Annotated in this window: 15 protein-coding genes; 5 read left to right on the top strand and 10 right to left on the bottom strand. The window is 63.5% G+C overall.

The window, feature by feature from the left end:
- Positions 1–5 precede the first annotated feature (5 nt).
- Positions 6–1658, top strand: a complete 1653-nt coding sequence (locus tag HNO81_RS02445; RefSeq protein WP_175316551.1) for a DUF2142 domain-containing protein — start codon at positions 6–8, stop codon at positions 1656–1658.
- A 283-nt stretch (positions 1659–1941) separates the two neighbouring features.
- On the opposite strand, the gene HNO81_RS02440 is transcribed toward HNO81_RS02445, so the two are convergent.
- Complete coding sequence (locus HNO81_RS02440; protein WP_254703268.1) at positions 1942–2418, bottom strand: GtrA family protein; 477 nt, start codon at positions 2416–2418, stop codon at positions 1942–1944.
- A 75-nt stretch (positions 2419–2493) separates the two neighbouring features.
- Here HNO81_RS02440 and HNO81_RS02435 point away from each other — a divergent pair, with 75 nt between their 5' ends.
- Positions 2494–4074, top strand: coding sequence for a DUF2142 domain-containing protein (locus HNO81_RS02435; RefSeq protein WP_371818152.1), 1581 nt, complete (start codon positions 2494–2496; stop codon positions 4072–4074).
- A 64-nt stretch (positions 4075–4138) separates the two neighbouring features.
- Here the strand turns inward: HNO81_RS02435 and HNO81_RS02430 are convergent, their stop codons facing one another.
- The 3 genes from HNO81_RS02430 to HNO81_RS02420 all read right to left on the bottom strand — a co-directional run bounded on the left by HNO81_RS02430 (position 4139) and on the right by HNO81_RS02420 (position 7994).
- Positions 4139–6109, bottom strand: coding sequence for a glycosyltransferase (locus tag HNO81_RS02430; RefSeq protein WP_175316549.1), 1971 nt, complete (start codon positions 6107–6109; stop codon positions 4139–4141).
- Positions 6106–7293: a UDP-galactopyranose mutase gene (gene glf, locus HNO81_RS02425; protein WP_175316548.1), complete on the bottom strand. Its 1188-nt coding sequence runs from the start codon at positions 7291–7293 to the stop codon at positions 6106–6108. Before glf ends, HNO81_RS02430 begins: the two co-directional genes overlap by 4 nt.
- Before the next feature lie 122 nt (positions 7294–7415).
- The gene (locus tag HNO81_RS02420; protein WP_175316743.1) at positions 7416–7994 is read right to left on the bottom strand and encodes an acyltransferase; all 579 of its coding nucleotides are present in this window, start codon (positions 7992–7994) and stop codon (positions 7416–7418) included.
- Positions 7995–8180: 186 nt separating this feature from the next.
- Here HNO81_RS02420 and HNO81_RS02415 point away from each other — a divergent pair, with 186 nt between their 5' ends.
- Entirely contained in the window at positions 8181–12239 is a 4059-nt protein-coding gene (locus tag HNO81_RS02415) for an FtsK/SpoIIIE domain-containing protein (RefSeq protein WP_175316547.1), read from the top strand.
- 57 nt (positions 12240–12296) lie between these two features.
- Here HNO81_RS02415 and HNO81_RS02410 read toward each other — a convergent pair whose 3' ends face one another.
- Entirely contained in the window at positions 12297–12785 is a 489-nt protein-coding gene (locus HNO81_RS02410; RefSeq protein WP_371818144.1) for a hypothetical protein, read from the bottom strand.
- Positions 12786–13014: 229 nt separating this feature from the next.
- Here HNO81_RS02410 and HNO81_RS02405 point away from each other — a divergent pair, with 229 nt between their 5' ends.
- Positions 13015–13263 carry a WhiB family transcriptional regulator gene (locus tag HNO81_RS02405; protein WP_015937605.1) on the top strand — a complete coding sequence of 83 codons (249 nt, stop codon included), beginning with the start codon at positions 13015–13017 and terminating at the stop codon, positions 13261–13263.
- 131 nt (positions 13264–13394) lie between these two features.
- Here the strand turns inward: HNO81_RS02405 and HNO81_RS02400 are convergent, their stop codons facing one another.
- The 4 genes from HNO81_RS02400 to HNO81_RS02385 are packed head-to-tail and all read right to left on the bottom strand — an operon-like array spanning position 13395 to position 21740.
- A complete protein-coding gene (locus HNO81_RS02400) occupies positions 13395–14861 on the bottom strand; it encodes a PAS domain-containing sensor histidine kinase (RefSeq protein ID WP_175316546.1) in 1467 nt (488 codons plus the stop codon).
- Positions 14862–14888: 27 nt separating this feature from the next.
- Positions 14889–19742: an NAD-glutamate dehydrogenase gene (locus tag HNO81_RS02395; protein ID WP_175316545.1), complete on the bottom strand. Its 4854-nt coding sequence runs from the start codon at positions 19740–19742 to the stop codon at positions 14889–14891.
- A gap of 55 nt (positions 19743–19797) precedes the next feature.
- Complete coding sequence (locus HNO81_RS02390) at positions 19798–21102, bottom strand: P-loop NTPase (RefSeq protein WP_175316544.1); 1305 nt, start codon at positions 21100–21102, stop codon at positions 19798–19800.
- Positions 21099–21740, bottom strand: coding sequence for a hypothetical protein (locus HNO81_RS02385; RefSeq protein WP_175316543.1), 642 nt, complete (start codon positions 21738–21740; stop codon positions 21099–21101). Before HNO81_RS02385 ends, HNO81_RS02390 begins: the two co-directional genes overlap by 4 nt.
- Before the next feature lie 153 nt (positions 21741–21893).
- On the opposite strand from HNO81_RS02385, the gene HNO81_RS02380 reads away from it, so the two are divergent.
- A complete protein-coding gene (locus tag HNO81_RS02380; RefSeq protein ID WP_018768505.1) occupies positions 21894–22109 on the top strand; it encodes a helix-turn-helix domain-containing protein in 216 nt (71 codons plus the stop codon).
- A gap of 4 nt (positions 22110–22113) precedes the next feature.
- Here HNO81_RS02380 and HNO81_RS02375 read toward each other — a convergent pair whose 3' ends face one another.
- A complete protein-coding gene (locus HNO81_RS02375) occupies positions 22114–22683 on the bottom strand; it encodes a hypothetical protein (RefSeq protein ID WP_175316542.1) in 570 nt (189 codons plus the stop codon).
- Between the last annotated feature and the right edge of the window lie 385 nt (positions 22684–23068).

The raw sequence follows: 23068 nt of genomic DNA, 5'->3' as shown, positions 1-23068 counted from the left end.
TATTTTTGAGAAATGTTCGCGGCCGTGCCCTTCCCCGGCCACTGCCGACCTTTGCGCTCCTGACCGGGATCTTCTTCCTGCTGTTCAGCCTCTGGTCGCTGGCCACACCGCTCATGGGCGTGCCTGACGAACCGGCACACGCCATCAAGGCGGCAGCCGTGGTCCGGGGCCAGGTCCTGGTTGAGGACGGCACATCATTTGGCCACGGAGTGCACGTCCGCGTTCCCAACTACATTGCCAGTCTCCATGCCCAGAGCTGCTACAAGTTCAACAGGACGCAGGCAGCCGACTGTGCCGCCCCCATCTACGTGGATGACACCTTCACAAACATTGGCGTCACCTCCGCAGGCTCCTACAACCCCATGTACTACTGGATAGTAGGGTTGCCGACCCTCTTCCTGTCCGGCGCCCCCGCAATCTATGGCATGCGCCTGGTAAGCGCACTCTTGTGCGCCGTCTTCTTCGCCGCAGGCTTCACGGCATTGACGGAACTTCGGAGGCCCAAGTACGCAGTCCTCGTGGCAGCCCTTGCCATGACCCCCATGGTGCTTTTCCTGGGAGGGGGCATCAACCCCAACTCACTGGAAATTGCCGCAACGATGGCCGCCTTCTCAGGCTTCGTCGTCGTTCTGGACAATAGGCAGGGAACCAAACGCGTACTGCCGGCCCTGGCCACGGTTGCGGCCGCCACGGTAGTACTGGCCAATGCCCGGCAAATCTCACTGGTGTGGTTGCTGTGCGCACTCATCGTAGGGGTTTGCTCATTCCGCTTGCGCAGGGTGGTGACCGTTTTCAAGGACCGGAGAGTGCTTACAGCCGTGGCACTCGCGGTTCCGGGGGCCCTGCTTGGCCTGCTGTGGATGTACATCGCAGCAAATGGACCCGCCAACGTGGGCGTTGCCCCCGAAGGCATCGCCAGCCCGCACCCCGATGCTCCCCTGTACAGAGGCTTCATCATCATGCTCGACCAGACATACGATTTCTTCCCTCAGTACATCGGCACCATGGGTTGGCTGGACACACCAGTCCCTGAACTGGTTGCCCTTGTGTGGGGCGGTCTCATGATCGCCGGCCTTGTGGTGCCCTTCTGCGTCCGCCCGCTGCGGAACTGGACGGGTTACTGGGTAGCGCTGGCCATGCTGTACCTGGTTCCGGCGCTTCTGCAAACGGCATTGTGGCGTGGGATGGGATTCATTTGGCAGGGCCGCTATACGCTGCCTTTGGTGGTGGTGCTGTTCATCAGTGTGGGCCTTGGCCTGCGAAAGCTGAGGTTCCCTGGAGGGGCTCTGGCTCAGCGGATATCCCGGGTGTTCTTTTGGCTCATCGTTGGGAGCCACACACTCGCTTTCGTCTACGTTCTCCGCAGGTACGTCGTGGGAATCAGCGAAATTGCCAACTGGCAGACACTCTTTTCTTCACCGCACTGGCAGCCGCCCCTGGGCTGGCTGGCCCTGACCATCCTGTACCTGTTGGTCACGGCCGTCGGTGCGCTCCTCCTCTTCCGCTACCTTCACCCGGGAACCCCATTGGTCAATGGCTCGTTGTTCCGGAAGCCAGGAATCAGGAGCGTCCAGGATGTTCCCGCAGCGGAGACGGCCCCGCAGGAAGACGGCGAGCCGGCGGCCTCAGGTACGGCGTCCGGAGCCAAGAGTATTTGAGTTCAGGCGAAGGCCTGCGGCAGTCCACCTAGGACGTCGGGGGCTCCCCGCTGCTGAGGGCAGTCCTGCCCCGGCATCGAGGGAGCCCTTCACCATGCCTGCCGCCCGCAGATACCGATGCGGCTTGCATCTGGGTTCTGGACAGCTCTGCGGCCTGCGGATTGTTTCAGGACGGCCCTGAATCTGGATCTGGCCCCGTCAGAAAAGGTTGCGGGCAGCAACGTACCGAGGGCCGACGTCGGCGTGCAACGCTGGAAGTCCGCGAGGGACCGGGCAAACTGCCTTAGGCGTTTGCGTCCTCGGGAGTGCGCTTGAAAATCCAGTGGCGGTACAGGAAATAGTTCCAGGCTGTCGTAAGGATCGTGGCAGCCGTCTTGCCGATGACATAAGTCCAGCCGACGGCGTCAAACCCGGTGACGATAAGATCGCTGATCACGATGTTGACCACAACCAGCAGGATGTACTTCAACGCACTGACGCTGCCGCTGTTGTTGGCACGGAAAGTAAAGAGGCGCTGCAGCAGGAAATTGAAGACCAGGCTGACGATGAACGCAATAGGCGTCGCTATCCACAGCGCGACATCGAATATCTCGTGGAGAATGGCCAACAGGCCCAGGTCCAAGGCGAAAGAAACGCCACCAACAAGCAGGAACCTGACCACCGGGTGCTGATAGAGCCCCATCACCATCCCCGGAACCGCTGGAGCGGCGTCAACGGGGGTTTCCGGCGATGAAGACCTGCCTGACGGCGGTGTTGGCATGGGTGGGTGATCCTCTCACGGTTGCGGAGTGTTCAGCCTCTGCACAGCCCGCCTCCAAGTATTCTTAAAACTATCATGCCGAATTCCACTCGCTCCTTGCCCATGCCCAAAACCAAGCCAGGCGGTTCAAGTCGCCTTCCTCCTTCGGCGCTTCAGGTACTTTTCATTGCGTGGCTGATATTCGGCTCCATCGGCAGCATCTGGAGTTTTGCGTCGCCGCTGATGTCGGTTCCCGACGAACCGGCCCATGCCATCAAGGCTGCCGCAGTGGCCAGAGGCCAACTCATGGGCACTGGGTCAGGCGTGCAGGGTGATCCGCTCGTAGTCCAGGTTCCCGGCTACATCGCCGGCTTGAACGTCCGCAGTTGTTTCGCCCAACACTCGAATATAACGGCGGACTGCGCAAAGCCAATTGACGCGACCGATCGCGGGTGGACCGAAGGGAAAACGTCGGCCGGTAATTACAACCCCGTCTATTACGGGATAGTCGGGATGGGGAGCAGGGGCCTCAGCGGCGAGCCGGCAATTTACGCCATGAGAATCATCAGCAGCTGGCTGGTTGGATTCTTCCTTGCAGCAATATTCGCAGCCGCGTATTCCCTTCGCCATTTTAGGCGCCCGGTGATTTCCGCGGCTGTCGCCTTGACGCCGGCAGTCTTCTTCCTTACTGGTGCAATAAATCCCAACGCCCTGGAGATTGCTGCCACGGGCGCCGTTTTCCTTAGTCTCTGCGCCGTCTTTGAACAGGCAGCCAGCCGGGCACCCCTGCAGCGGCTGCCGCTGGTCCTGCTTACGCTGTCAGCATCGCTCCTTGCCCATACTCGCCCGCTGTCACTCCTCTGGCTGGCGCTGGCAGCAATCGCCGCCGTGCTTTGCTATGGCTTCGGAACACTCATGAAGACCTTGGCCCAGCGCGGATTCCAGATCGCGATGATTATCAGCGCAGTGTCCTGTGCGTTCGCCCTGTGGTGGGTTTTCTACGCAAAGAGCTTTGACAGCCTTCTTGCGGGTGCTCCGATCCCGGCAGAGGATGCGGCGGTCGCCATGCTGGATAAGACTGTGTTCTTCATGGTCGAGTACGTCGGGGTCCTCGGTTGGATTGACACCTTGCCTCCCCCGGCCACCCTCTACACCTGGGTGCTGGGCTTCGGAGCCCTGCTGTTCCTCGCCTACACGGCGCGACCCGTCCGCGGCCGCTGGACCATGGCCCTGCTCACCGTCACGGTGATCGCCGTGCCCACCGCCCTCCAGGCAAGTTCAAGCGAAAAGCTTGGCTGGATCTGGCAAGGCCGCTATGCCCTCGCCATGGTGGTGACACTCATCCTCGCGGCCGGGGTAACTACCCGGTTCCGCCAGTTCCGGATCACCCCCTGGTCCAAGTCCATGATTCGCTGGGGGCTGGTCCTGGGGGTGCTCGCCCACACGTACATATTCCTCGAGGGGCTGCGGCGCTACACCATCGGCATCCAGGACCACGTCAACTGGACCGAAATGTTTGATCCGCGCTGGCAGCCTCCGCTGACCTGGCAGGGTCTCACCGTGGTCTACATAGTGGTGCTGACCGCCGGCGCTGTGTGCCTGTACCGCCTTCTCACAACAAAATCCAGCCGGCCCAAGCTGCCGGGTACGCACGGAGAACACGCAGAGCTGTCGTAGCAGGCATTAAAGAGCAACGGCTGCCGGATTCAATTCCGGCAGCCGTTTCTTTGTCTTCGCCAAGCTATCCATGTTTATCGAAGGTTTGAGCCCATGCCTTCATGGATACCAAATCTGCAAGCGCAGCGCGGTAGTCCGCGGCCAGCACATCCCAGTTCTTGTAGAGCGCCGCGTGCTGAAGAGCCGACTGCCTTAGCATGGCCTTCAGCTTCCTGGGGTCCCTCTTGTACCACGAAGCAGCGGTGCCCTCGGCGTTGGATACCACCACGGAATCATACTGCGCCGTACGGAACCACCTATTATCCACGTGCGCAAGGTAACCCTGCGGGCGCTCAAGCGAGGCTTCGGAAGGTTGCTTGAGCAACTGCCTGGCCACTGTGGTCAAGCCCCACTTCACCATGTCCTTCTTGGCTGGCATCTGGCTGTCGGCCTGCCCCGGGAGCCCGGCGCCGAGGGAAGGCGCGGGGAAATCATCCACGTCCTCTCGCAGCTGCGCATCTGAAAAGGATTCGCGCAGCTTGTTGATACTCGCAAGCTTGGTGGCAAGGGACGGATGCAAGTGCGAAGGACCTGTCACCAGGTCCGTCCTCGCCGTCAGCCGGTTCTGCACGGTGAAGTACTGAAGCGAAACGAGGTGCTTCACGTCTTCCTGGAAGGATTCCCGCAAAACGGAGCCGCCCTTTGATTGAGGGCTGTGGAGGAGCGCGGTGATCAGGCGGTTGCGGATATGAAAATATGCCTGCCAGCCAACCAGGTCGTCTTTGTCGATCCACGAGATGTGCCAGAGCGCCGCGCCCGGCAGTGAAACGGTACGGTAGCCGGCTGCCTGGGCACGCAGCCCGTATTCCGAGTCGTCCCATTTGATGAACAAAGGCAGTGGGAGACCGATGTCGCGAATGACGGACGTGGGTATCAGGCACATCCACCAACCGTTGTAGTCGACGTCAATGCGCCTGTGCAGCCACGGCGTCTGCCGCAGGTTCGACACGCTGAAATCGTGCCGCATCTGCATATCCTGGTGGGGCTGGCTGGGTGAAAACCGGCGGGGATCGATCGTTTCGCCCATGGAATACAGAGTGCTGCGGCTGTACAAATCAAACATGTGGCCGCCGACAATTGTGGGCTTACGGCATCGGCTGGAGAACGCCTTCATGCGCAGGATGCTTTCCGGCTCCATGACGACGTCGTCATCAAGGAGCAGGACGTAATCGCTGCCGTTTTCCACTGCTTCATACATGCCGCGGGCAAACCCGCCGGAACCACCCAGGTTCGCCTGGTTAATGATCCTCAGCTTGGGGCCGATGCGGGCAGCAACGTCAGCGAACCCGGGGTGGTCAGCCACCTTTGCGGTGCCCTGATCCACGATCAGTACTTCCCGGGCCACCTCAAGGGCTTCCGGGTGCTCGGCCAAAGCCCGGACGTTGGCGAGGCAGAAGTCGGGTTTATTCATCGTGGTGATCTGGATCGTAGCCGTTTCGAGAGGGCGTTCTGCGGGCGCCCCCTCCCAGCGGGCCTCTTCCAGGACCAGGTCACCCCGGCTTGAGGCAAGATCGAACCACAGCCATCCGCCGTCGCCAAAGGGTTTGATGGAGAGATTGAATTCGGTCCGCGCACCGCCGTCGACCCGGGTTCCATCCACACGTTGAATGGTGCCCCGCGCGTTTGACTTGTAGACGGTGATGGAGCCGTGGCCGGACGTCTCAACGACAAGGCGGACCTCGCGCAGGTGGGTCCATCTGCGCCAGTAGCTGGCGGGAAACGCGTTGAAATACGTTCCCAGCGAGATTTGCTCTCCGGAACGAACCCGGATGGAAAACCGGGACAGCAGGTCGTCGAAGTGCACTTCGCGTTGGCTGGAGCCGACAAGTTGCAGCTTGTCTTCTGCCCGTTTGGGATTGCGCGCCGACTCGTCGCTTTCCCGGAAGCGGATTCCTGCCGCCGGGCCGGGGTCCGCATAGAGCGACATGGTGTCAGCTCCGGACTCCGGCGGGAATATCACCCGCTGGAGTGTCGCCCAGCCCGGCGAACCGATCATGCGTCCACGCCTCCGCTTTCCAGCTTAACGCCGCTTTCAAAGTGCGGCCTGATCTTGTTGTCGAACATGCTCAGCGCTGCTCCGATGGCCATGTGCATGTCCAGGTACTTGTAGGTGCCCAGCCGGCCGCCAAAGAGGACGTCCTTCTCAGCTGCTGCAAGGTCGCGGTACTTGAGGAGTCGCTCCCGGTCAGCGGAGGTGTTGACGGGGTAATAGGGTTCATCGCCCTTTTCCGCGAACCGCGAGAACTCGCGCATGATAACCGTCTTCTCGGTCTGGTAGTCGCGTTCAGGGTGGAAATGGCGGGGTTCGATAATGCGCGTGTAGGAGACGTCGTCGTCGTTGTAGTTCACCACCGAAGTCCCCTGGAAATCCCCGACGTCCAGGACTTCTTCTTCGAAATCGATGGTGCGCCAGGACAAGTCACCCTCGGCGTAGTCGAAGTAACGGTCAACCGGGCCCGTGTAGACGACGGGGATGTTGCCCACCACTTTGTCCTTGCTGTATTCGTGGGACTCGTCGAAGAAGTCGGTGTTGAGCCGCACCTCGATGTTGGGGTGCTCCGCCATCTTCTCGATCCACGCGGTGTAGCCGTTTGTGGGCAGGCCCTCGTACTTGTCGTTGAAGTACCTGTTGTCGTAGTTGTACCGGACGGGAAGCCGGGAGATGATTCCGGCCGGCAGGTCCTTGGGATCCGTCTGCCACTGCTTGCCGGTGTAGTGCTTGATGAACGCCTCGTACAGCGGCCGGCCGATCAGCTGGATGCCCTTGTCGTTCAGGTTCTGGGGGTCGGTTCCTGCCAGTTCGCCGGCCTGCTCCTGGATGAGGTCCCTGGCCTGCCCGGGCGTGAGGTTGGCCCGGAAGAACTGGTTGATCGTGGCCAGGTTGATGGGCAGCGAGTAAACCTCGCCCTTATGGACCCCGTAAACCTTGTGCACGTAGTCGGTGAAGGTAGTGAACCTATTGACGTACTCCCACACGCGTTCGTTGGAGGTATGGAAAAGGTGGGCCCCGTACCGATGGATCTCGATCCCGGTCTGCTCTTCCTTTTCGCTGTATGCGTTGCCGCCAATGTGGTGGCGGCGGTCGATAACGACCACCTTCAAGCCGAGCTCAGTAGCGGCCTGTTCTGCGATTGTCAGGCCAAAAAAGCCGGACCCTACGATGACGAGGTCAGCGGTCACAAAATCTCCTGGTTCGAATGCGGGCAGCGCAAATAGGCGCATTGTCTGCTGCTCCAGCCTACCCGAGAGTCTGCGGGGCCGGTCGAATCGGAAGCCCGCCGTGAGGCGGCGCACAGCGCCCATCAAGCAGGGCGCAGCACGCCGTCCTCATCAACATAGGCTTCCCCCGTTTCCGGGCAGATCCACCGCCCATCCTGCCGTTGCAGGGGCCGGCCTGCCTTACCGACCCAACCGATACGGCGTGCCGGGACCCCCGCCACGAGACCAAAGTCCGGCACGTCCTTGGTGACGACGGCGCCTGCCGCCACCATCGCCCACGCCCCGATGGTTACGGGTGCTATACAGACGGCCCGCGCGCCTATGGCGGCTCCCTGCCGGACGGTGACACCCACTTTGTCCCAGTCGTCCTCCGTCTTCAGGCTGCCGTCAGGTGTCACGGCACGGGGAAACACGTCGTTGGTCAGTACCACGGCAGGGCCAATAAAGACTCCTACCTCCAACACTGCGGGCTCGTACACCAGCGCGTAATTCTGGACCTTGCAGTTATCACCCAGGACCACGCCGGGGCCAATGTAAGCACCGCGTCCAACGACGCAGTTCTCCCCCAGCTTGGCCGACTCCCTGATCTGGGCGAGATGCCACACCTTGCTTCCGGGCCCTATCCAAGCCCGGGCATCGATGTCCGCGCTGTCAGCAATCATGTTCAAGGAGACTCCTTCGCCGTTGCCGGACCGCCCAGCCGGATCCGGGGTGTAGCGATCCTAACCGCGCCGCGCCCGTCCTGGGACCCAGAAAACCGCACGTTTATCCACATAGGCAGTGCCGGGCCTGACCGGCCCTGCACTCCTTAACTAGCGTGTTGGAACATGCACGGAGGTTCCCAAGCGATGACACTCAACTGCACCCTGGTTGGCTCCCCGGGAGCGTCACCGGACCACGCGCCCATCGAACTATCCATCATTGCCCCCACCGGCACGCCTGGCGACATGGTTCACCGGCACCTCGCGCAAAAGTTCCGCACTGGCGCCGTCACGGTGGATGGGCAGGACTTACGGTCCTTGAGGCTTGGAGTGCCGCCCCTGGTGGAGGGGACGGTCCTTGTCGACGGCGGCACCGCATCATCGTGCGGACGGCCCAGGCGCCGGCAGTCGATCGAAGCAGCGCCCCATCTGGCTCTGGCCATCAACAGCGGAGCGGCGGCGGGAACAGTCGTTCCGTTGCGGCGCGGCAGCTACACCATCGGTCGAAGCGGCACGCAGATCGTCATCCCCGACCCTGAACTGTCACGTGAACACGCGCGGGTGGTGGTCACCGACACGGCCATCCTGCTGGTCGATCTGGACAGCGCCAATGGCACCTACGTCGACGGTGAACGGATACGGAACACGGTAATCTCCACAGCGTCCACCATCACTTGCGGACAATCGGACCTGTCACTGATGTTCGTGGAACCGCCCGGGGGCGCACTTGCGGATGCCGGACGGTCCGCGGCGGAACCCATCGTCGTGCGCGCCAGCGCTGATGCCGGAAACCGGTCAGTTCTCATCCTGACAGCCGTCCTCCCTTTGGCTCTCGGGGTGTTGCTGGCTGTCATCACGGGGATGTGGATGTTCCTCGCCTTTTCCGCGGCTTCCGCCTTGTCCGTCCTGATTCCTGCCGCCAGTGGACGCCGGCAGAAACGGGCGGTGTCAGCCGCCGTGCGGGCTGCGGTGGAGGAAGACAGGGAACGACGCCGACGCAGCGCACCGTCGTTGCCCCTCGTAGCGTTGGCAGCACCAGGAGGCGTGGAAGCACCGGATAACGTTTCCGGCGGAGGCATCTGGTTACGGCTGGGCCAGACTGGGCAGCCAGCCAATGTCAGGATTGAACCAGCCGGAACCGGTCCCGCGATTCCACTGGCAGGGACGGTTCCCGTCGTCCTCAATCCTGACCGCCAACTCACCACCGTTGGCGGTCAAGCGTCGGCCGTGGACGGTGCCATCCGGTCCTTCATCATGCAGCTGGCAGGTTATCCCCTCGCCTGCACCACGCAGGTGCTGGTTTGGGGAGCGCCTGCAAGCCTGCCCCTCGCCGCCCGCTTTTTGCCACGGGTGACCCTGGCCGCAACACCCCAGGCGGCCCTCAGCGTTATCAGCAGCCCCCATCCCCGCGGCTGCGAGCGCGGCGTCCTCTTGCTTCGCGGAGAGGGCTCCGCGGGGTCCTCGGATGACCCAGTAAGGGATGCTGCGATTCGTCACGGATGGCAGGTGATTCACTTCCGGCCTGGAGAGGAAGAACTGCTTCCGCCTGACCTTCTTCTTTCCGGACACAGGTCCACCCTGGTTCAGGAGCATGGAGACACCGTGTTTGTCCCGGATCTGGTCCCGGAGAACGTCTTCACATCGTTCTGCCGGCGGATGGCAGCAGAACGGCAGAAGGACGAAGGAGAACCGGCTTCCGTTCCCGCTGACTGCAGCCTTGGCGATATTCTGCAGCTGACACCTGCTGCCACCGCAAACCGCTGGAGCTCCAACGGACAAAAGGATGGGTTGGCGGTACCCCTTGGGGTCAGCGCGGCAGGGATCAGGAGTATTGATCTGCAGCAGGACGGTCCGCATCTTTTGGTCGCCGGGACCACTGGCTCAGGAAAAACCGAATTACTCCGCAGCCTCACCATCGCACTCGCACTGTCCTACCCGCCGGACAGGGTCAACTTCTTCTTTATCGATTTCAAGGGCGGCTCGGGGCTTGGCCCGCTGAGCGGCTTCGCCCACTGTGTCGGGTTGCAGACTGATCTTTCCACCTTCGAGATGGAACGGACGTTGGCCTCACTGCGCGCGGAGGTGCGGCTCCGGGAGAGCTGCCTTGCCTCCGCCCGCGTACCCGACCTTTCCGCGTACCGATCCACCAAGGCAGCGGAGGACTTCGCCCTGCCGCACCTTGTCATCGTCATCGACGAGTTCAGGATGCTGGTTGACGATGCGCCCGAGGTGCTCCGTGAACTGCTGCGGATAGCTTCCATCGGGCGTTCCCTGGGCATCCACCTGATCATGGCAACACAGAGGCCGCAGGGAGCGCTGACAGCGGACATCCGCGCCAACGTCACGTCCAGCATCGCCCTTCGCGTGCAATCGGAAATGGAGTCCGTCGACATCGTCAACTGCAGGGGTGCCGCGGCCATCAGTGTCGATGCTCCCGGCCGGGCATTCCTGGCACGCGGGACGGAGGCAGCCGCGGAGTTCCAATGCGCGTCACTGACATCGGTGGCCACAGGCGCGCAGCCCGAGCCTGTGAGTGTCCTCAGAACAACGGACCTTCTCGCCGGGCGCACAACCGGACCAGGCCACGCCAAAATTCCCCTGCCTACCCCAGCGCAGGCGGTTGAACCGCTGGCCGCCATGGTGCGGGGACTCTGCACCGAGCAGGAGAGGGAGGCCCCCAGGAAGCCTGTCGCCCCTCCCCTGCCGGAAAAACTGGAAGAAAATCCCGGCGGTTCGGCAGTTCCGGACTCCAGGCTCCTGGAATCCGCGGACCGGAACAGTGGGTTTTCCCTGGGCCTGGCGGATGTACCGGACCGGCAACGGGTGGATGCCCTGGTGTGGAGCCCTGCCCGCCACAGCCACGCAGCGTTTATTGGCGGCCCTGCGTCCGGAGCCAGGGCGGCTTTGGAATTGGCCGTCCGGAAGCTGGTTGCCGGGACTGGTGAGACTCACTTTTACATTCTGGACGCGGGGGGAGATTTCCTCCCGTTGGTCAGTGCCGGCCGGATCGGTGCGCTGGCCGGACTGGACGATCTGCGGCGCGGGGTTCGGATCCTGCAGAGAATGGTCCGGGAACTGGGACAACGACGAAGCCATCCCGCCTCCGCAGAAGTGCCGCTGGTCCTCGTCATCTCCGGCTGGGGGTCCTGGGTGTCGGCGTTCCGTTCGGGCCCGCTGGCGTGGGCCGAGGACCTGGTCCAGGACCTGGCACGGGACGGCGCCCAGGCAGGAATCACCCTGCTGCTCTCGGGCGAACGCGAACTCGTCACGGCCAGGTTTTTCGGCGCCCTTCCCAACCGCTTCTACTTTCCGGCCGGATCAACGGAGGAAGGCCGTGCCATGTGGCCGCGGATGCCTGCCATGCCTTCCGTTGAAGGCAGGGCCGCCGCTTTCGGCCCTGTCGTCGGTCCCGGACCGGCGGTCTGCCAGTTCTACCGCACCACCGCGTCGTCAGCGAATATGAGTGGCGCCGCATTCGCCCCGGCTTCGCTGCGCCCCTTCAGGGTGGATCCCCTTCCTGCGGCCATCAACGTCGCGGAAGTCAGGGCGCTGGCAGCGCTCGAACGGGAACTGTCAGTAGAGGTTCGCCCAAGCCAGGGCCCGCCTGCCAGCGCCCACCCGGCGGGGATGCGGATAGCCTCCGCGAAGCCAGGGGATGCCGTGTTGGGTGTGGCCGGGGATGAGCTGGCCGCACAGTCCCTCCAGATTCCCGCCAGCGGAGTTGTCGCGGTTCTCGGTAATCCGGGGAGCGGCAAGAGCAACACCCTGCGCGCGCTGGAGGCACTCAACCCGGGCCGAAAATGGTGCGCGCACAGCGGCGCGCACCACGATGCGGATGACTTTTGGGCCGGCATCGTCAGGCACGCCGGCGATGGTTCCCTTCCGCGGGAGACGATCCTGCTGGTTGACGACGTCGACCAACTCCCCGCTTCGGCGCTGAAGGACTTGGACCACCTGCATGCGCTGGGCCACTCCCTGGTGGTCACCGCTGCCTTCAGCCCCGTCCTGTACCAGCGCGTACCGCTGCTGATGACTGCAAGGTCATCGGGTGTCGGGCTGCTGATGGGGCCGCGGTCCGTGGCTGACGGCGACCTTTTCGGGGTACGGTTCGACGTCGAATCCAATCCACCGCCGGGGCGCGCCGCCCTGATCACCGGAGGCCGCTCCACCCCGCTCCAGGTTGCGTGGGCCGGAGCAGAAGCGTGACACTCCAGGAGATCACCCAACGCGCATGGCCGGGTCCTTCCCGCGGGAACTGCCGAATCAGAGGGCTGGGGGCTCGCTCCCTGTGCGGGAGGCATGGCGGACCACCGTGCTGGTAAACAGGAGGACGATGGCAGTGAGCGCCGGGACAAGCATCGCCAGCCCGGGAAGGACCAGTCCGCTGGTCACAGTGGGCACCCCGATCGTCAGGACGAACAGCTGGGCCACCAGGGCAGCTGCCCTGGTCCAGCGGTAGCCCCGATAGAGGAAGACTGCCACTGCATAAAGCCAGGCCGAAAAAGCCAACAGCAGCGCCAAGGTGAAGACGGCGCCCCAAAAAGAGAGGACAGGGCTGCCGCTGAGCAGTTCATAGGCATACCAGCCGGCCGCTGCCAGGAGGGCGGTGGCCTCGGCGGCCGCCACGGCCGCCACCACCTTCGCAGCCCCGGGCACCGCGCCCTGTAGACCAGCGGTCCCGGCGCCGGGGCCGCCGCGGGGATCATCCGACGAGCGGGGTGTACCTGTTGGGTTTTCCGGGGGTCTTGACACACTGGCACCCTACCGGACATAGTCGGACACTGGTGAGGGCCAGAGCCGCCACTGTGATGCATCGCTCAGGTTTCGAGGGATATCAGGCGTTATTACCCCTTGTTTACACAGCGTTAACATGACAGGCTTGATGCAGATGACCAAGGGGGCCCAGAGGGCCCCTTTCCTTTGTAGCCACTAGTGAATAATTTCACAAAGGCACTTCCCAGAAATGGAGCAACTGATCAGCATGGATTGGCGTAACCGCGCAGCGTGCCTTGAGAAGGACCCGGAACTGTTCTTTCCCGTCGGGAATACAGGTCCGGCCCTGCTGCAGATCGAGGAAGCCAAGAGCGTCTGCCGCCGGTGCCCTGTTGTCGACACCTGCCTGCAGTGGGCCCTCGAATCCGGCCAGGACGCCGGAGTCTGGGGCGGCATGAGCGAAGATGAGCGACGCGCCCTCAAGCGGCGGGCCGCCCGCGCACGCCGCGCCTCCTAGGCGCTGCTGCGGCACGGCACCAAACGCCGTACCCGGATGACAGAGGCCCCGTGACAATCCACGCTGGATTGTCACGGGGCCTCTTTGCGTCCATTTCCACGCGCAGGCTGTCCCGGGCCGGGACAGCCTCGCTATTTGCCGGCCAGGCTGAGCCGGATCTTGACCTCGGTCCCACCGCCCTCGCGCCGCTCCCACGTGATTGTCCCGCCCAGCTCACTCGTAACGAGGGTCCGGACGATCTGCAGGCCGAGTCCCTCCACGTGGGGGGTCTGTGGCAGGCCCACCCCGTCGTCGGCGATGGTGACGGTCAGTTCCTCGCCGTCATCGCCCTCGGACCGGTCCGCAACGAGCCACACCGTTCCCGCCCTCCCCTCGAGGCCGTGCTCCACAGCGTTGGTCACCAGTTCGTTAATGACCAGGGCCAGCGGAGTGGCGAGGTCGCTGGGAAGCTCCCCGAAGCTTCCGGAGCGTTCGGTCCGGACCTGCTGTGAAGGCGAAGCCACTTCGGCGGAGAGCCGGAACTGGCGTCCGATCAGTTCATCGAAGTCGACGCTCTGCGTGAGCCCCTGCGACAACGTCTCGTGGACCAGCGCAATGGTGGCCACCCGGCGCATCGCCTGTTCCAAACCCTGCTTCGCTTCATCGCTCACCATGCGCCGCGACTGCATCCGCAGCAGCGCGGCCACAGTCTGCAGGTTGTTTTTGACCCGGTGATGGATTTCGCGGATGGTGGCATCCTTCGTCACCAGCTCCATCTCGCGGCGGCGCAGCTCGGAGACGTCGCGGCAGAGGACCAGTGCACCGAACCGCTGCTGCTCATCCCGGAGCGGAATGGCACGCAAGGACAGGCTCACTCCGCGGGACTCGATCTCGCTGCGCCAGGGCATGCGGCCGGTGACCACCAGTGGCAGGGTCTCGTCGACCAGCCGGCGGTCCTTGAGCAGCCCGGCGGTGACTTCTGCAAGTGAGCGTCCCTCCAGGGATTCCCCGTCGCCCAACCGGCGGAAGGCGGAAACGCCGTTGGGGCTTGCGTACTGCACCACACCGTCGGCATCCAGCCTGATCAGCCCATCCCCCACGCGCGGTGCGCCGCGGCGGGAGCCGGTGGGTGAGGCAAAGTCCGGCCACAACCCCAACGTGCCCATCCGAAGAAGGTCGTAGGCGCACTGCCGGTAGGTCAGCTCAAGCCGGGACGGCATCCGCGAGCTGGAGAGGTCCATATGGGTCGTGACAACCGCCAGCGTGCGCCCGTTGCGCACCATCGGCACCGCTTCGACCCGCAGGGCCATCTCGCTGTTCCAGTTTGTCTCGCTGGAACGCTCAATGGACCTGCTGTTCCACGCCTTATCCACGAGCGGCTGCAGGTCGGACCGGATCCCCTCACCCACGAAGTCGCTGTGAAAAGCGGTGTGCGTGGTGGAGGGACGGACGTGTGCCAGGGCAATGTAGCCAAGCTCCGGGTGGGGGAACCAGAGCGCCAGGTCGGCAAACGCAAGGTCTGCGACCATCTGCCAGTCCCCCACCAAAAGGTGCAGCCACTCAGCATCGCCCGGCCCAAAATCAGCATGTTCCCTGATGGGGTCCGTAAAGATTGCCACTGCACCTCCAGTTGCGGCGCCGTATTCCTAGCGCCGGACGATTGACCTCAAGAGCCTCAATGCTACCGACAGTGAAGCCATGTCGTCGGCCTCCAGTGCGTTCACCTCGTCGAACATGCTCTTTGCCCTGCCCAACTGCTCGGCGTTCTGCGCCTCCCAGTCCTCGAGCCGGGCATCCGGCGAGCCGATGCCGGATGTCGCGTCCAGCACCGCCGTCGTCATGTCAGACACCGTTGAGTACAGGTCATCGCGCAAGGCCGCCCGGGCCAGCGCCTGCCACCGGTCCTGCCGGGGAAGGCTGCTGATCCGTTCCAGCAGCGAGTCCGCGTGGAACCGGTTGAACACGGTGTAGTAAACGGCTGCGATGTCCTCCACCCGGTCCTCCCTGGAGCGGGCGATCTTGGCGATGTCCAGCAGCACGAAGCTCTCGAACAATTCAGCCCAGCGCAGGGCGAGGCTCTCCGGCAGCTCCCAGCTGCGGCCCTTGGCCAGCCACTCCGCCACCCGCTCGTGGTCATCCCCGCGAAGGTAATCCAGCAGGCGGGCGCGCATGGGATCCATCAGCGGCTTGAACTCAGCCACCACCTCGGCGATGGGACGGGAAACACTTTCCTGGCTGAGGAGCCAGCGGACCGCCCGGTCCAGAAGCCGGCGGATGTCCAGGTGGACGGTGCTCCAGTGCTCCGTGGGGAATGAGGCGGGCAAGCCGTTCAGTTCCCCCACCATCGCATCCAGTTCGTACACCTCGCGCAGCGCCACGAACGCCTTGGCCACCGCGACCTCGCTGGCGGACGTCTCCTCCATCACCCGGAAGGCGAAGGTGATGCCGCCAAGGTTGATCATGTCGTTGGCCACCACCGTGGCGATGATTTCGCGGCGCAGCGGGTGTGTGTCCAGCTCGGCGTCGAAACGTTCACGCAGCTGATGAGGGAAGTAGGAACGCAGTGTGTCCTTGAACCAGGGGTCATCGGCAAGGTCACTGTCCCGCAGGGCGGACGCCAACTCAATCTTCGCGTAGGCGGCCAGCACTGACAGCTCCGGAGACGTCAGGCCCTGTCCCTGCTGCAACCGGTCGCGCAGCGTCTCAGTGGTGGGCAGCGCCTCCAGGTCACGCTTCAGGTCCGCGCTCTTCTCAAGCCAGTCCATGAGCCGCTCGTAACTCGGGCTCCACTCCGCCACCCGCGTCCGGTCGTTCAGGAGCAGGATGTTCTGGTCGATGTTGTCCTCAAGGACCAGGCGGCCCACTTCATCGGTCATGGAGGCAAGGAAGTCTGCGCGTTCGTCTGCGGGCAGCTTTCCGGCGGCCACCATCCGGTCAACGAAGATCTTGATGTTGACCTCGTGGTCGGAGCAGTCAACACCGGCGGAGTTGTCGATAGCGTCCGTATTCAGGATGACGCCCTGCAGGGCTGCTTCGATGCGGCCGCGCTGGGTCATTCCCAGGTTGCCGCCTTCGCCCACGACCTTGACCCGCAGGTCCCGGCCGTTGACCCGGATGGAATCGTTGGCTTTGTCGCCCACCGACGCGTTGGATTCGGAGGACGCCTTGACGTAGGTTCCGATCCCGCCGTTGTAGAGCAGGTCGGCAGGCGCCAGCAGGATGGCGCGCAGGAGTTCGGGTGGGCTGAGCTCGGAGGTTTCCGACGGCAGCCCCAGCGCGGCCCGCACCTGCGGTGAGACAGGAATGGACTTGGCCTGGCGGGCGAAGACCCCGCCGCCTTCACTGATCAGCGACTTGTCGTAGTCGTCCCAGGAGGACCTGGGCAGGTCGAACAGCCTTTGGCGCTCCGCGAACGAGGACTCCTCGTCCGGGTTGGGATCGAGGAAGATGTGCCGGTGGTCGAACGCCGCAAGCAGCCGGATGTGCCGTGAAAGCAGCATTCCGTTGCCGAACACATCACCGGACATATCGCCCACACCAACCACGGTGAAGGGTTCGGTCTGGGTGTCCAGGTCCAGCTCGCTGAAGTGGCGCTTCACCGATTCCCAAGCACCGCGGGCGGTGATGCCCATGGCTTTGTGGTCGTAGCCCACGGAACCGCCGGAGGCGAATGCGTCCCCCAGCCAGAATCCGTACTCAGCGGACAGTCCGTTGGCTATGTCCGAAAAAGTAGCCGTGCCCTTGTCCGCCGCCACCACGAGGTACGAGTCGTCGTCGTCATGCCTGACAACGTTCGACGGCGGCACGAGCCGTTCGCCGTCGCCCTCAGTAAGGAGGTTGTCCGTAAGGTCCAGCAACCCGCGGATAAACGTCTTGTAGCTTTCAACGCCCTCCGCCATCCAGGCGGCGCGGTCGGTTGCCGGGTCCGGGAGCTGTTTCGCGAAGAAGCCTCCCTTGGCTCCTGTAGGCACGATGACGGCGTTCTTGACCGTCTGCGCCTTGACCAGCCCCAGGACCTCCGTCCGGAAGTCCTCGCGCCTGTCGGACCAACGGAGCCCGCCGCGGGCCACCTTGCCGAACCGGAGGTGCGCACCCTCGACACGGGGTGAATAGACCCAGATTTCGAACATGGGACGCGGGAACGGCAACCCGTCAATCCGGGCGGGATCCAGTTTGAAGCTCAGGTGCGGCTTGTCCTGGTAGAAGTTGGTGCGGAGGGTGGCCTCGATCAGGTTGACGAAGGTGCGCAGCACGCGGTCGGCGTCGAGGGTGGGAACCTTTTCGATCGATGCTGCCAGTTCCAGCCGCACCGACGCCTGGGCCCCTGCGCGTTCATCGTCACTGATGGTGGGATCGAAACGGGCGGCGAAGAGCTCGGTCAGTCCCCTGGTCACGTCGGCGTTGGCCAGGAGCGTGTCCGCCATGAAGCCAAAGGAACTGCTGTTTCCCATCTGGCGCATGTACCGGGCGTAGGCGCGCAGCATGGTGATCTGCCGCCACTGCAGCCCCTCCCGCAACACGAGCCGGTCAAAGCTGTCCGATTCCGCGGCGCCGGTGACGGCCGCGCCAAAGGAGTCGGCAAGCAGGGCGCCGGTAGAGAGGGCGTCCACTCCTGCCGGGTACTTCAGGCCCAGGTCGTAGAGGAAGAAGTCCCGATGGTCGGCTGTTTCGATTTCGAACGGACGCTCGTCCAGCACCTCGAGTCCGAGGTTGTGGAAGAAGGGCAGGATCTGGCTGAGGCTCTTGGGCTCCAGCATGTAGAGCTTGACCCGGGCATCCTCTTCCAGCGTTGCACCAGCGCCTTCTGGCAGGTACACGTGGACGCCGGGACGTTCCTGCCGCGCACCGGTGTTCCGTTCGGCGGCTGCCCCGTACTTTTCGAAGCGCGCAATGTCCTCGAGGGCGTCCTCCACCTCGTAATCGACCCGGTAGCCGGCAGGGAATGCCTCGGCCCACGTGGCGGCCAAGTCCTTGGCCTCGGCCGGGTCCCGGCCCTCGCGCAGGACCTCGGCAATACCTTCACTCCAGGACCGCGCCGCCCGGACCAACCGCTTTTCCAGCTCGTCGCTGTTGACATGGCTGACGTCAGCGTCCTTCGGGAGCCGGATGCGGAAGAACAAACGTGCGAGTGCGGACTCGGTCATGCGGGCTTCGTAGTCGATCGAGACTGCCTGGAAGGTTTCCCGCAGTTCCTGCTCGATGCGGAGCCGGACGTTGGTGGTGTACCGGTCGCGGGGCAGGTAGACAACGGCGGACATGAACCGCCCATAGATATCGGGCCGCAGGAACAGCCGGGTGCGGCGCCGTTCCTGCAGTTTCTGGATGCCGAACGCTGTTGCGGCCAGATCGGGAATTTCGATCTGGAACAGCTCATCGCGGGGATAGGTTTCGAGGATTCCCAACAGGTCCTTGCCCGAGTGCGAGTCCGGCGGGAAGCCGGCGTTCTGGAGCACGGCGTCCACCTTTTCCCGCACGATGGGAATGTCGCGGACGGAACCGGCGTAGGCACTGGTGGCGAAGAGGCCAATGAAGCGGCGCTCGCCGTTGACGTTGCCCGCGGCGTCAAAGCTCTTGATGCCGATGTAGTCCAGATACGCCGACCGGTGCACGGTGGACCGCGAGTTGGCCTTGGTGATGACCAGTGCGCGTTTTTCCCGTGCCTTCTTACGGCCCGTGTCGGTTAGGTGCTGGATGTGCGGAGAATCCGCGGCGGCCCTGAGGAGCCCCAGCCCACTGTCTTCCCGCAGTTCCAGGACATCTTCGCCGTCAATATTGAGCAGATCGTATTCGCGGTAGCCCAGGAACGTGAAGTTCCCGTCATCAAGCCAGCGCAGCAGGTCCTTTGCCTGGCGCAACTCGGCAATCTGGGCGGAATTGGCAACCTTGTCCAGGCCTTCAGCGATTTCCAGCGCCTTTTGGCGCATCCTGGGCCAGTCCTCGACCGCAGCCCTGACATCGTTCAGAACACGGGTCAGGCCCGAGAGCAGCGAAGTCTTCGCGTCGCCGGAAACACGGTTGATTTCGACGGCGATCCAGGACTCCATGTGCGAGGCATTTTCACCCTGCGCAATGAGGTGGGAAAGGTTGGGCATCGCCGCCGTGTCGCCGCTGGAAATGCCGAGGTGTGCCGGGACCCGGTTGACCTTGACCAGTTCGCCAGTTTCGCGGTTCCTGGTGGCCACGAACAAAGGGTGGACCACGAGCCTGATCGCTGCGTGCTGCCGGACAAGTTCGGCATTGACCGAGTCGACCAGGAACGGCATGTCATCGGTGACGATGAAGATGACGCTGCTGTCCTCTTCTTCGATGATGGAGATGTTCGCCTGACCGGGCTGACGTTCGGAGGCTGTGCGGCGGTGCTCCTCCGCGCGGGCTTCCAAAACATCCCGGGAGTAGCTTCGGGCATCCTCCTCTGCCAGGTGCTGGTAATAGTCCCCCAGGAAGCCTTCAAAGCCTTCAATGGAAAGGGGCTGGTCCTCCACACTGGATCCAGACGACATCGACAACGCCTCCATCAGAGATATCCGCCGCACCGTTGCAGCTCTTATGGCGAGCCTAGCCTTTTGCTCCTCGACGTGGTGTGGAAGAAAATACAGAGGATTTGGCTTTTCGCTGTTCTGGTGCACAAATCAGTTCGTGGATCGATCGTCGAAGCGCTGAGTCGGGCGCCACCTCGAGCAGCAGCGATCCAGAGAGAAGGGCCGCGTCGGCGGCCTCCGGGTCATACGGCAGGAAGGCCCCGAGCTCGGCCTGGGGGCCGAACCGCGCCCAGGCGTCGCGCAGTTGGCGCTCCGGTGCCCTGCCGACCGAGGAGGAACGCACCTTGTTCATGACGACAGTGGGCGCCGCCTGTGGCACCGCCACCTCGAGTTCGGCGAGAGCCCGCACCATCCGTGGCACGCCAACCGGGTCGGCAGCGCCAATGGCGTACACCGAGTCGGCAAGTTCAAGGGGACGCAAAGTTGCAGCGTTCCGTCGCGGCGCCATGGTGTCGAAACTCAGCTCTTCATCGGCTTCAAGGCAAAAACCGGAATCAACCACCACAACGTCCGCGATTTGCCGTGCCCGCTCAAGCACGAGTGCCAGGGCAGTGGCGCGCAGCTCCGTCCACCGCTCCGCGCGGGTGACGCCAGTAAGTACCCGGAATGTTCCGGCAGCAGTAGCAACGGTGGCGGCCACTTTCCGAAGGGCGTCCAGGTCCAGCAGGCCCTGGTCTGCGAGCCTGCACGCCTGGGCCAGGCCGGCGGATTCATCGAGGAGACCGAGCACAGCGGCGACGCTGGCACCGTAGGTGTCCGCATCCACCAGCAGGACGTCCCTGCCGTCGGCGGCCAGCTCGCCGGCAATGTTCACCGCCACGGTGGTCCTGCCGGGCGCCCCGGCAGGACCCCAAACCACAATGAGCTTTCCCGTTGGATGGTCCTGCACCCCAGGATCCGGCTGCACAGGTTCCGTCGTTAACGCGGCACCAGTGTCGGCACCTGCGCTCCGGGTGAAGGGACGGGCAGCACCTGTCAGCTGGGCAACGGCATCGGCTATCCGGGCCGAAAGTTCCGAGGACTCGACTCCCGTCAGCGCCGAGGCGGCACCGATTTTGCGGAGCCTGGCTGCTTCATCCGCGTTGTCAGTCAATGCGATCACGGCAACCCCAACAGCTCCCAGGCGATCGACGAGGGAGGCAGTCAACCCTTCGGACCCCTCGGCCACGACAGCGGCCCTTGCCAGGCCGCTTTGACAGGCGGCAAGCAGCTCCGGAAGTTCCGTGCACCGTCTGACCACCGTCACCGGACCGTGCAGGCGTTCGAGCCCGCCCACCAGATCCTCCCTGCTCTGGCCGACGGTGACCACCGGGATGCTCATCGGGCGCCGCCCGGATTCCACACCACGGATATCTTCGCGTCATTGGCTTGGGCCCCCAGCAACGCCGGCATCTGCTTGTCCTCCACCAGAACCATCAGGACGGTGGTCTTTGACGATCCGAGGGCCGTGGAACCTGAGGCGACCTCGGCGATTTCCGCTCCGGGAAGGACCAGTTTCGGCTCGCTGAATCCGTTCTTCGCATCCGGCTGCGCGACCCAGACGTCCACCCTGGCGCCGGCAACCGCCTGTGACGGCAGGGTCTGGGCAATGTTCAAGGCCACAGGTTTGCGGTCCAGCCGGTCCACCCCACCAAGGCTTGTCCTGGGCACCAACTGGTCCTTGGCGATCCGCTGCACAGCGACAACGTCCTGGGGCAGGCCGTCCGCCACGGTGATGTAGTGCTGCTCGATGTCACCCAGGCGGACCTTGGCCCGGACCACATTTTCCGCCGTAAGCCGCTCCCCCACGGCAATGCCGTCCTTTGCAGCATACACCTCGGTGGTGCGGTCTGCGCTGCCGACCAGGAGTGTCACCCCCGCAACTGACACCAGGACCAGGAGAACGCCCACCAGCAAGCGCGGATCTTTCCACGATGGGCGCTTCAGCCGCGGCGCAGTGGCGCTTGAATCAGGAACCATACCGTTCTCCCCCTTGGTACACCGGACCTGCCCGCTCTGGCCGGACTCCTCATTGTTACCGCAAGGCCCGGCGGAGGAAAGTCATTTACGCAAAAACCGGCGATCTGTGGAAAACAGGAACAAACAACGTCGTCTGATGGCAAAATGGGGTGCATGCCCAGGTTTCTCACGCTCGCGGACGTCGCTGAGCAACTGCAGATCAACTCCCCTGCCGCGTATGCGCTGGTTCGAAGCGGCGAGCTGAAGGCAATCCAGGTGGGTGGCCGTGGGCAGTGGCGCGTCGAAGAGAAGATGCTGGAGCAGTACATCGAGGAACGCTATGCCGAGGCCAGCCGCATGATCCAGGAGTCGCGGTCCAAGTCGGTGTGACCTGCTAGTCCCCGTCAACCCTTAGCGCCCTGATGACCGACAACGCCGAAAAGGGTATAGCTGAAACCTGGCCTACGCTGTGGGCCCTACGAGCTTCGCCTGGAACAACCGAGGCCAGGTCAATGTAGTCGCGGCCGACGCGGTCAATAACGCCGTCCAGCCGCGCGGTTCCGGTGTGACCGGACAGCGTAACGGCTATTTCCTTCCGGTCCCGGGAAAGGGCCCGCAGGGAATGGGCAAGTCCGATCGACCGTCGGACGGACGAGTCCTCTGTCCTCATATGCCTGCCCAAGCCCACATACCTGGCTATGGCCGCATAGGGTATGAGCGCCTGGTGCCTTTCTTCACGAAGGACCAGGGCATCGGCGCCAACATGAATCAGCTCCCCGTGCGCCGATTCGCCACACAGCAGGTGCACCCCGATCCTGTAGCCTGCCACCGCACGCAGCCTGTCCCCGAGCTGCAGGCCAACGAACTCGGCCCTCGTACGCTCGGCGATTTCGCTTTCGAGCATCAGCCGGTCGGCCTCCGCCAGTTGGTTTTCCATGTCATCAAAGAGTGCATCCCAGCGCATCCCGCCAGCGTAAAGCGCCCTTCCCGGACGGTCAACGTTCCCACTTTCCCTCTCCAACGTCTGGACAAAAGACAATAAAGCGGTTCAGACTGAATCAAACATTATCAAACTGCATCAAATGACATCTAGATGGGCTGGAAATGGGATTCTCCGGGAAGACACAATCGTCGGATGGCGCCATGGCACTGGCCCTCCTGATCCTCGGCGCCTTACTCTGCGCTCTGGGAAGAAGCCAGTTTGTGCAGTGGCAAGAAGCTTCGGCCCAACAGCAGGACTGGACTGTTGAGGCCCTTTTGGCACTGGCTGCAACCGTTACCGGTCTCGCGCTTCTGTTGTGGTGGACCGTTGCGGTGCTGGCGGCAGGAGCCGCTGTCCTCCTTGAACG

Source organism: Pseudarthrobacter sp. C4D7, from assembly GCF_013359725.1.
Classification (GTDB): domain Bacteria; phylum Actinomycetota; class Actinomycetes; order Actinomycetales; family Micrococcaceae; genus Arthrobacter.
This window is presented reverse-complemented; position numbering and strand designations above follow the sequence as displayed.